Genomic DNA, 8,385 nt, shown 5'->3' with positions numbered 1-8,385 from the left:
ATACCAGATTGCGCCGGATTTTCGTTCGTCATCAAGGCGCGACATCAGGCGCATAGTCTAACTATGTCACTGTTGTCGCAACACAGAGGACGGACGAAAAGACAAGCAGGATGGTATGTCATTTGACAGAAATCGCCTTAGCATGAACATCAGACTGATGATGGTGCTACCCGTTGTCCTGTTCGCACTTTCCGCGTGCAGTACCACAAAAGAGAGTTCAGACACCACCACGACCGGCAGCGGGGCGGATAAGACGGCAAGTACGAGAAGAACGAGAATGTAGCGAACGCCTACTTCACGCACCTCTACGTCTACAAGGACCTCAAGGGAACGATCCCGAAGAAGGGCAGCAAGGACAGCGATAAGAAGCGCGTCGGCATCGAAATCCCGATTCCCCAGGACAATGGTCCTGCCGGCGCCGCGGTCCCCAGCCCGCTGAAGGGCGGTCACCTGCACTACACCGGCGATGTCGGCACGATCGTCTTCACCAAGTCCCCGGTACTGGACAATGTGCCCATCGTGCTGACCAACCCCGGCATCTGGGACGCGCTGGGCCTGCCGCTGACCCCCTTCAACGACAAGGTCATGCGTAAGAATACGCTGCAGCTGGTGGAGACCGACATACAGCCCTACCAGGAGGCCTGGGTCGGCCTGGTGGATGCCGATAACGGGGAACCCGTCATCGACAGCCACTCCGGCAATCCGGTCAAATTCGTGGGAACCAACCCCATAGACGTGCCGAACTGCGCGAACTGCCACTCCAACGCCAACGCCAACGGCGACAAGTACACGCTGTACAAGCAGGAAAAGGCGTTCTGGGACGGACTCGGCGCCAGTGACTACATGTCTGACCTGAAGGCAACGTCGGTGTCGATCCTGCAAATTCATGATGCCAAGCACGGCACAAGCTTCATGGCGAAGTACGACCCGAACAGTCGTGCCAAATCCAACCGTCTCGGACGGGATCCGGTACTCTGCCAGCAGTGCCACGCCGATAACGTCATCGCGGTGCTTCAGTCCAAGAGCTACGTCGAGGCCCTGACCGGCGAGCCCGTCGCCGGCGCGCCACCCCTGCCAGCGCTGTCCCAGGCACTGCATCACGCCCACCAGGTCAATCGTCCACTGCCCGACTCGAAGGGCCGCACGGGGGCCTGCGCCGGCTGTCATCCCTCCCATCGACAGAACGGTTCGATGGACGGGTACCCCATCACCGCCGCTGGCAAGAACCACTATGCCTCTTCCGACAACCGGGACACCAAGGGTGGCTGCTTCGCCGGGCGCGACGTACACTCCAATCCTGGCAAAGACAGGGACGTGGACACGCCCGAGCACCTGAACGAGGTGGGTCAGTGGCTGCAGGTGAATGTCTCGAAGATCGGCAACGGGGAGAATGGCAAGGGATTATGGTGCACGAACTGCCACAACCAGTTGTCGCGCGAACTGTATCAGCGGGACAACATTACCCAGGCCTTCAAGCAGGAGGGCGAGACCCTGCGTAACAAGTCCCTGGACGATATCGCCGCGGAAATCGGCGTCAGCCGCGTGGAGCTCGAAACCATGTACCTGGACCCGAAGGTTGTCCTGAATTCCAAGGGACAGGACACCGTCGGGAAATCCGGCATCCTGAAGACCTGGTCCGAGGACAGGCTGGTCCCCGACATCGCCGTGATCGCAATGAAGGGCGACGGTCCGATGGTTAGCAAGGACGAGGACGGCGACATCAACGTGGTGCCGCTATCGGCCAACCCGTCGGTGGACCCGAAGTCACTCAAGTTGCCCAAGGGCGCCACCGGTGCGGCGGCCGTACCTTACAGTGCCGCAACCAACGGCCGCGACTACTGGCTGTCAGCCGGCGCCCCACACTGCGCGGATTGCCATGCAGCGCCATATGTCGAAGGTCAGGGCGGCGTGGCGTTTCCCATCAACCAACCCGGCAAGTACAGCCTGATGCGTTACTCCAAGGGCCATGCCGGTCTCGCCTGCCAGGCCTGCCACCAGTCGATCCACGGGCTCTATCCCGTGACGCCCGACATCGACATGACGACCTACCGGCAGGCACCGCAGTACAATCCCGACGGGAGCCATGGTCCGCTGAAGTGTGCCTCGTGCCATGAAACAAACGACAACGGCGTTCCCCTCATCGGGACCGAGATGACCTGGGAAGGCGAAGCGATTGGTGGCGACTACGATGCCGCGGTGTCCTGGATGCACGCCAGTGCCCCGGACCTCGGAGGCAAGATACCGCCTGCGTCGAACTAGCCGGCACGAAAGCCTGAGCAGTCGAAACCGGGGGGCGCATGTCCCTCCGGTTCTTAGGTCCTCGGGCGGTTTGTCCCGCCCGGGTTCTCACGGACCACCGAAACGGTGAACAGGCTCGGCACGACGAAGACCACGCCCGGCATCCCGCATTTCGGGCGCGAAGCAGTACACCCCCCGCCCCCGGAAAATTCTCGACCATACTGGATTGACTCGACATGAAGTTAGCACCCGCCGTACTGTACGTGTTATTACCCCTTCTGCTGCTCGTCACTGCCCTCGGTAACGCCGCATCCGGCTCCACCTCGCAGGTCCTCGCCATCGTGGGAGACGAGCGGATCACCAGCGACCAGCTGGAGTCCGCCATGGCGAGCGCCCCCTTCGCTACGCAGTTCGCCACCATGGATGTGGACGACCAGGCTGCGCTGCGGGGTGACATGCTGGTCAGACTGGTGAATTCCGAGATTCTTTACCAGGAGGCCCTGCAACAGGGGCTGGACAAGAGTCCCGATTTTCTCCGTGAAATGTCCAACTTCAGGACCGGCCTGCTGTATCAACGCTATCAGTACGCCATGCGCGACACCATCAGGATGCCGCAGGATCAGGAGCGGAAGTTGCGGGAGTCCCTGAAGGAGAATCCCGACGCGCTCTCCGCCGCTCGGGCGAGTTACGTTGCCGGGCACTACGATGCACTCAAGCGCCGGCGTCTAGATGAACTGCGGCGCAAATTCGAGGTGGTCGAAGATACAGAATGGCTCCCAGGGGGCCAACCACCCGAGGCAGTCCTGGTTTCGGGCGACGGGATCGAGATCGTCAACTCCGACTTGCCGGCCGGTGGTACCCCGGAGGAGCGGACCGAGTACCTGCAACAGCTGACCGAGGTACTCCTCATGGCGAGGGCGGCACTCGATGAGGGGATTGACGTTGATGCACAGGTACTCGAATACCGCCGTTCCCTGCTCGCACAGCTCCTGCTCAAGCGCAAGGAACAGGAGTGGATACCCAACCGGGAGACCCTGAGGGACTATTTTCAGCGCCATCCGGATATCGGATACATCCCCGAGCTACGCCAGACCGGGCAGATCGTGGTGTCGACGAGGAAACAGGCCGAAGCCCTGCGCAAACGCATCCAGAACGGCGAGAGCCTGTTCGTTCTGGCAGGCGAATACACCATCGACCCTTACGGCAAAGAACACCTCGGCGACATGGGTTGGCTAAAGGCAGGCTCGGGGATGCCGCAGATCGAGGCCGCGCTGCAGACGCTCGCCGACGGCGAGGTCAGCGAAGTGATCGAAACGCCGAAAGGGTTTCACCTGGTCATGATCGTCACACGCAAGCCGGGCAAGACCCTGCAGTTCTCTGCCATCGAGGACCAGGTCCGCCGCGCCGTGCTTCAGGAAAACATGACCCCGTACATGGCGGAACTGATGACCCGCCACCCGGTCGAGTGGACCATGGCGGACCACGCCGAAGAGTAGTGCGACCGCCCTTCAGACAGACTCCAGGTTTACCGGCGCCCTGTCCAGCAACGGTCGCACCCAGACCTCGAACGCCTCCGAATCGAACATCCCCTCACGCATGAACACAAGGTGGCCGTCGCGATCGATCACCACCGAAAACGGGAGTACGCCCTTCCGGTTGCCCCACTCACGCATGATCACGCCGTCTAGTTTGGGGTCTGCGACCAGGACCGGATAGTTGATTCCGAGGGTACGCGCGACGTTGGACAGTTTGCGGGGCTCGTCCATCCCGACGCTAACGATCTGCAAGCCATGGTTTCCGTAGCGCGATTGGTACTTCACCAACTCGGGGATCTCGATCTGGCAGGGCGTGCACCAGCTGGCCCAAAAGTTCAGTACGATGACACTGCCGTGCCAGTCGTAGAGATTGCGCTCGACTCCCTGCAGGTCTTCAAGCACCAGGGGGGCTAGTTCCCAGGCGTTGTCAATGCCACTGACTTCATGAAAACCTTCCGGTTCGGCCAAGGCCACCGGGTAAGCCAGGGCAGTTCGCACCCCTACCGAGAACACACTGCAGACTAGTAGCGTGCCGCAGCCCGCATAGATCCATCGCGAAACCGGTTTTCTTTCAGAATCCAACATGTTCCCGATCCTTTTGTCGTGAAACATTGCGCTCAATCCCGCAGGCGACGCCCAATTTCGGGTGGCAAGCGTTCAAAGCGGGCATTCCACCGCAGCCCTGCAGGCGATTGTCCGTGACATCCCGCAGTTCGGAAGATCATGTCTGCCGGATACCGAACCGGCCGGTTTTAACGCGAGTTCTGTCCAATGACATGCCACTTTGCTTGACTTTTCATCGGTCCCCTGTGTTGCGACAGCAGTGAAATAGTTCGACTATGCCCCTGTTGTCGCGCCTTGATGGTGAACGTAAATCCCGCGCGATCGGGTCTGTCGTTTTCCGGCAATCGCCTAAACTGATTCAGTCAATAGTGACATTCGGCATTGGCAATCAAGGGTCCCCCAATTCCGTAAATGAAGGCCCGAGTATAACTCGAAGCACATCTGCGCCTACGCCACCGGCCCCAAAAGAATCAATGGCACGATCGATGGGGCAGAAAGCGGATCAATCGAGTCTGACCCCATTGAATATGAATATGACCGGACTCTTCAGACTCACTGGCATCGTTCCCTACATGGCGGTGATATTTCTCAACGCCTTCGTCGATCTCGGCCACAAGATCGTCATCCAGAACACCGTCTTCAAGGTCTACGAGGGGCAGACGCAGATCGTCCTTACCGCGATCGTCAACGGACTGATCCTGCTTCCGTTCATATTGCTGTTCAGCCCCGCGGGCTTCCTTTCGGACCGATTCGCCAAACCCAGCGTGATGCGGGCCAGCGCCTGGGCAGCGCTTGGTGTCACCCTGGCGATCACGATCTGTTACTACCTCGGATGGTTCCACGCCGCCTTCGCCATGACCTTTCTGCTCGCGATCCAGAGCGCAATCTATTCCCCGGCGAAGTATGGATATATCAAGGAGCTGGCCGGTCAGGACCAGCTGGCGGCGGCAAACGCGCTCGTACAGGCAACGACAACCGTAGCCATACTCTCGGGTGTTTTCTTCTATTCCGTCCTGTTCGAGCGGCGCCTGACCGGCGTGTCGATCGCAGGCGAAGCCGAGCTGTTACGCGTGATCGCACCGATCGGGTGGGTACTGGTCGCGAGTTCGCTGACCGAGGTCTATTTCGCCTATCGCCTACAGCATCGCGAGGCCGCGGATACCGGTCGCCGTTTCGCTTTCTCACACTATATCACCGGACGTTACCTGGCCAACAACCTAAGGGCCATCACCTCGAACCGGGTCATCTGGCTCTCCATCGTCGGCCTGTCGGTCTTCTGGGCCATCGCGCAGGTCGTGCTGGCGTCGTTCCCGGCATTCGCAAAAGAGACCCTGGCCGAAACCAATACGGTCGTCGTTCAGGGCCTGCTGGCCTGCGCGGGGGTAGGGATCGTGATCGGCTCGACGATCGCCGGCAGGGTGTCCCGGAACTACATCGAGACCGGACTGATCCCGCTCGGCGCCATCGGCATCGTCGCCTCCCTGCTTCTCATGCCGCATCTGGAAGATACGACCGCGCTGTCGGGGGTCTTCCTGACCCTAGGGGTCGCCGGCGGCCTGTTCATCGTTCCACTCAACGCCCTGATCCAGTTTCACGCCCGCAACGCCGAACGCGCGACGGTGCTGGCCGGGAACAACTGGGTACAGAACGTCGTGATGCTGTCGTTCCTCGGCCTCACGGTTGCGTTCAGCGCCTGGGGGCTCGACAGCGTCGGCCTGTTTCACGTTCTGACCATCGTTGCGCTGGCCGGAGCTATTTACACCATCCATCAGCTTCCCCAGTCGCTGGTCCGGTTCGTACTGGCGACACTGGTGCGGGGGCGCTACCGCGTCCGGGTGCTGGGCTTCGATCACTTGCCCCAGCAGGGCGCGGTGCTGATGCTCGGTAATCACATCAGCTGGCTGGACTGGGCGATGGTGCAGATCGCCTCACCGCGACCCGTGCGGTTCGTCATGCACCGGGAGATCTACGCACGCTGGTACCTGAAGTGGTTCATGGACTTCTTCGGTGTCGTGCCTATCTCCGGCGGAAGAAGCCGGGAGGCCCTGAGGACCATCAACGCCCTGCTGTGCAACGGCGAGGTCGTCTGCCTGTTCCCCGAAGGCTCGATCAGTCGCAACGGTCAGCTCGGGACCTTTCAACGCGGCTTCGAGAAGGCGGTCGATGGAGCCAAGGGCGTTATCCTGCCTTTCTATCTACAGGGTCTCTGGGGCAGCCGGTTCTCGCGATCCGGCGAGCGCCTGCAACGCAACACGGGCAGGGGAATCAAGCGCGACGTGATCGTGACCTTCGGTTTACCGATGCCGCTCGACAGTACGGCCGAGTCGGTCAAGCAGCGCGTCTTCGACCTGTCCATCGATGCCTGGGGTGAATTTTCGCGTCACCTCGACAGCCTTCCTCGGGCCTGGATCCGGACGGCAAAGCGGCAGGGTCGCGACGCAGGCATCGTGGACAGCGGCGGCGAGACCCTGTCGAACCGCAAGGCACTGACCGCCGCCATCGCCTTCTCACGGCTGATCGGGCGCCGCAGCCCGGAACACAACATCGGCCTGCTGCTGCCGAGCAGCGCTGCGGGCATCATCACCAACATGGCGGTCCTGCTCCGGGGCGGAACGGTGGTCAATCTCAACTATACCGCCGACGCATCCGCATTGCGCTCGGCTATCGATCGCGCCGGCATCGCCAGCGTCTACACCTCGAAACGGTTCCTGTCCAAACTCGGGAGTAGGGGACTGGACCCGGGAAAGGCACTGGGTAGCGCGAGGATCTATCACCTCGAGGACCTCCGGGAGGAGATTTCCGGAACCTCCAAGCTCCTCCTCTATCTTCTGGTCATAGCGCTTCCCGTCCGCCTCCTTCAGATGCTGTTTGCGCAGCGGGCGTCCGTGGAGAGTACCGCCGCCATCCTGTTCTCCAGCGGCAGCGAGGGTGCGCCGAAGGGCGTTATGCTCAGCCACCGGAACATCATGTCCAACATCGCACAGGTCAGTGCGGTCCTCGACACCCGGGACGACGATGTCGTCATGGGGATCCTGCCGATGTTCCACGCCTTCGGCATGACCGTGACCAGCTTCATGCCGCTGATCGAGGGACTGCCGGTCGTGTGTCACCCGGACCCGACCGACGCGGTCGGCGTGGCGAAGGCGGTCGCGCGCAACAAGGCCACGATCCTTTGCGGCACCTCGACCTTCCTGCGTCTGTACACCAGGAACCGACGGGTACAACCCGCGATGTTCGGCACACTTCGGGTCGTGGTCGCCGGGGCGGAGCGGCTGAGCCCGGACGTGCGCGAGGCCTTCTCGCTCAGGTTCAGCAAGCCAGTCCTCGAGGGGTACGGTGCGACCGAGACCGCGCCGGTGGCGAGTGTCAACATCCCGGACCGGCTCGATCGGACCCACATGCAGGTCCAGCACGGCGCGAAGCAGGGTACGGTGGGCCTGCCGCTTCCCGGCAGCAGCTTCCGGATCGTCGATCCGGAGACGCTGGACGAGCTGCCGGCGGAATCGGACGGCATGATCCTCATCGGGGGCCCTCAGGTGATGAAAGGCTACCTCGCCGACGAAGTGCGGACTGCCGAGGCGCTGGTCGAACTCGATGGCGTCACCTGGTACAAGACCGGCGACAAGGGTCATGTGGATGCTGACGGATTTCTCACCATTGTCGACCGATACTCGCGTTTCGCGAAGATCGGCGGCGAGATGATCAGCCTGGGGGCAGTGGAGGAGCAGGTCCGGCGCCTGGCTGGGCTGGAGGGCGAAGACCTTGTGGCGGTCAATCTGCCGGACGGCAGGAAGGGCGAGAAGGTCGTGTTGATGGTGACGGGGAACACAGTCCCCGGCGAGGTCAGGGAACGGTTGATCGCCGGCGGCTGCAATCCCCTGATGATACCGGCCGGGATCCATGGCGTGGAGTCCATACCGAAACTCGGGTCGGGCAAGACGGATTTCGCTGCCGCCAAAGGCGCTGCCGAGGGTCTCGAATCCTCCTGACCGTCACACCGCAAAGCGGCCAACCACACGCTACATCGAACGCACCTCGATGGCGCTGG

4 protein-coding genes are annotated in these 8,385 nt (G+C 61.6%); 3 read left to right on the top strand and 1 reads right to left on the bottom strand.

Going from position 1 to position 8,385, the window contains the following annotated elements; genetic code table 11:
• Positions 1 to 519 precede the first annotated feature (519 nt).
• Together LJE91_03710 and LJE91_03705 are read left to right on the top strand one after the other, a co-directional pair.
• Positions 520 to 2,259 carry a cytochrome c3 family protein gene (locus LJE91_03710; protein MCG6867847.1) on the top strand — a complete coding sequence of 580 codons (1,740 nt, stop codon included), beginning with the start codon at positions 520 to 522 and terminating at the stop codon, positions 2,257 to 2,259.
• Positions 2,260 to 2,474: 215 nt separating this feature from the next.
• Positions 2,475 to 3,734 carry a peptidylprolyl isomerase gene (locus LJE91_03705; GenBank protein ID MCG6867846.1) on the top strand — a complete coding sequence of 420 codons (1,260 nt, stop codon included), beginning with the start codon at positions 2,475 to 2,477 and terminating at the stop codon, positions 3,732 to 3,734.
• 12 nt (positions 3,735 to 3,746) lie between these two features.
• Here the strand turns inward: LJE91_03705 and LJE91_03700 are convergent, their stop codons facing one another.
• Entirely contained in the window at positions 3,747 to 4,358 is a 612-nt protein-coding gene (locus LJE91_03700) for a TlpA family protein disulfide reductase (protein ID MCG6867845.1), read from the bottom strand.
• 512 nt (positions 4,359 to 4,870) lie between these two features.
• Here LJE91_03700 and LJE91_03695 point away from each other — a divergent pair.
• On the top strand, positions 4,871 to 8,326 hold the full coding sequence (locus tag LJE91_03695) for an acyl-[ACP]--phospholipid O-acyltransferase (GenBank protein ID MCG6867844.1): 3,456 nt from the start codon (positions 4,871 to 4,873) through the stop codon (positions 8,324 to 8,326).
• The last annotated feature ends 59 nt before the right edge of the window (positions 8,327 to 8,385 follow it).

The organism is Gammaproteobacteria bacterium (assembly GCA_022340215.1).
Classification (GTDB): Bacteria; Pseudomonadota; Gammaproteobacteria; order JAJDOJ01; family JAJDOJ01; genus JAJDOJ01.
The sequence above is the reverse complement of the archived record's forward strand: the minus strand, read 5'-3'. Positions and strand labels throughout refer to the sequence as shown.

What these genes read in the sequence shown, in the direction of transcription:
- LJE91_03700 (MCG6867845.1), bottom strand. Translation starts at nt 4,358, where the DNA reads ATGTTGGATTCTGAAAGAAAACCGGTTTCGCGATGGATCTATGCGGGC.
- LJE91_03695 (MCG6867844.1), top strand. Translation starts at nt 4,871, where the DNA reads ATGACCGGACTCTTCAGACTCACTGGCATCGTTCCCTACATGGCGGTG.
- LJE91_03705 (MCG6867846.1), top strand. Translation starts at nt 2,475, where the DNA reads ATGAAGTTAGCACCCGCCGTACTGTACGTGTTATTACCCCTTCTGCTG.